A 2,024-nucleotide genomic window follows, 5' to 3' on the forward strand; every position below is an offset into this window, starting at 1 on the left:
CGTCTGGGGCGGGACCTCCTTCGGGGCCTGGGACTGCTCCGGATTCACCGGCTGGGTCTACGCCCAGAACGGCATCGACATCCCCCGCACCAGCTTCCAGCAGATCGCCGCCGCCACCCCGACGTCCAACCCGCAGCCTGGTGACCTGGTGTCCCAGAACGGCGGCAACCACATCGGCATCTACATCGGTGGCGGCAAGATGGTCTCGGCGCTGAACCCGACCCAGGGCACCTTCGTCCACTCCGTCAACGCCATGCCCGTCGACGGGTACTACACCTACCGGTGAGTCTCGCCGATGTGGTGAAGGCCGGCCGGTGGGCTCATCCGTCAGGTGCGGAGTGCCCCGCCAGGATCATCGTCGATGGACCGCATGGGTGCACTCGGATGGACCGCATGGGTGCACTCCGCAGCTGTAGCCGCAGACTCGAACGATTGCCACGATCCTGTCGATGTGCACACGCCAGCGAATCGGCACACGGGGAGCAGTCCTGCGGAGAGGATCGGAGAGTGCTCATGGCCTTGCCCTGTCTTCCGCTGGACGCGGGCAGTGCTTATCCTGCTCCGCCTCGGCATTGGAGCGAGAGCCCTTAGGGTGCAGCGATGGCTCGGGGGACGGGGATGCCGCAGTGGCGGACGGCACCCCCGTCCGCCCTCACCGTATGAATACGAGCTGGACATTGCCCGATCATCAAGGGAAGCCCCTCATCTCCTTTGATACAGATTCTGCTGTACGGTTATTGGATGAGGATCTTGTCCCCGGTCGCGGCGATGTCCCGTTTCGGCAAAGCACTGGCCGATCCCACCCGGGCCGCGGTGCTGCTGCAGCTGCAGCAGGGCCCAGCGGTGCCCTCGGAACTGGCGGCCCGGATCGGGGTGAGCCGGCAGATCGTGTCCAACCACCTGGCCTGTCTGCGCGACTGCGGGTTGGTCGTGGGCGTGCCGGTGGGGCGCAACGTGCGCTATGAACTCTCGGACCCCAAGCTGGCCCACGCGTTGGAGGACCTGCTGGGCACTATCCTCACCGTCGAACCGGTGTGCCGGTGCGGGACACCCGAGTGCGCCGCCGAGGCCCTCGCCGATGACGCCACCACCCAGGAGATTCCGGTATGAGCGGCGAGCACGATCATTCCCACGCCGGCGCCGGGCGGAGGGGGAAACTGGCAGTGGTGTTCGCCATCACCGCCACGATTATGGTCGCCGAGATCATCGGTGCGGTGGTCTCGGGCAGCCTGGCGCTGCTGGCCGATGCCGGGCACATGTTCACCGACTCGGCCGGGCTGCTCATCGCCCTCACCGCCGCGACCCTGGCGCTGAAACCGGCCACGGACAAACGCACCTGGGGGTACCAGCGCGCCGAGATCGTCGCCGCGGCCGCCCAGGCCTCGGTGCTGCTGGCTGTGGGCGGGTTCATCGCCGTCGAAGGGGTGCGCCGGCTGTTGGAGCCCCCCGAGGTCGAGTCCACGGCCATGCTGTGGTTCGGGGTGGTCGGGCTGGTCGGCAACATCATCGGGCTGGTCATCCTCGCCTCGGGCCGGGGGGAGAACCTGAACATGAAGGCCGCGTTCCTGGAGGTGGCCAACGACGCCCTGGGCTCGGTAGCGGTGATCGTCTCCGCGATCGTCATCGCCACCACCGGGTGGACCCGGGCGGATGCGGTCGTGTCCTTGTTGATCGCCGCCCTGATCGTGCCGCGGGCTCTGATCCTGCTGCGCGACACCATCGAGGTCCTGATGGAAACCACCCCGAAGGGCCTGGACCTCGAGCAGGTCCGCACCCGCTTGGAAGCCCTGCCGCACGTGGTCGGTGTGCACGATCTGCACGCCTCGCGCATCGACTCCGACACCCCGGTGCTCTCGGCCCACGTCACCGTCCACGACGGCTGCCTGAACGCTGAGCACGCCGGGGTCGTCCTGGCGGATCTGCAGGCCTGCGTGGCCCGTGACTTCGACGTAGCCATCGAGCACTCCACCTTCCAGATCGAACCGGCCTCCCACCGCCACGATGAGACCCTCCACCCCTAGCCC

The 2,024-nt window shown here is 67.7% G+C and carries 3 protein-coding genes; all 3 read left to right on the forward strand.

Translation table 11 applies throughout. The annotated features are described in order from the left end of the window. The coding region (locus tag D9R02_RS11720; protein ID WP_147435365.1) for a C40 family peptidase at positions 1–286 on the forward strand (286 nt) is incomplete at its 5' end. Between the two features lie 455 nt (positions 287–741). Continuing rightward, positions 742–1,110, forward strand: coding sequence for an ArsR/SmtB family transcription factor (locus D9R02_RS11725; protein WP_050899539.1), 369 nt, complete (start codon positions 742–744; stop codon positions 1,108–1,110). Beyond that, the gene (locus tag D9R02_RS11730) at positions 1,107–2,021 is read left to right on the forward strand and encodes a cation diffusion facilitator family transporter (protein WP_019311266.1); all 915 of its coding nucleotides are present in this window, start codon (positions 1,107–1,109) and stop codon (positions 2,019–2,021) included. Before D9R02_RS11725 ends, D9R02_RS11730 begins: the two co-directional genes overlap by 4 nt. Positions 2,022–2,024 lie beyond the last annotated feature (3 nt).

Source organism: Kocuria rhizophila, assembly GCF_003667225.1.
Classification (GTDB): domain Bacteria; phylum Actinomycetota; class Actinomycetes; order Actinomycetales; family Micrococcaceae; genus Kocuria; species Kocuria rhizophila.

What these genes read in the sequence shown, in the direction of transcription:
- D9R02_RS11725 (WP_050899539.1), top strand. Translation starts at nt 742, where the DNA reads ATGAGGATCTTGTCCCCGGTCGCGGCGATGTCCCGTTTCGGCAAAGCA.
- D9R02_RS11730 (WP_019311266.1), top strand. Translation starts at nt 1,107, where the DNA reads ATGAGCGGCGAGCACGATCATTCCCACGCCGGCGCCGGGCGGAGGGGG.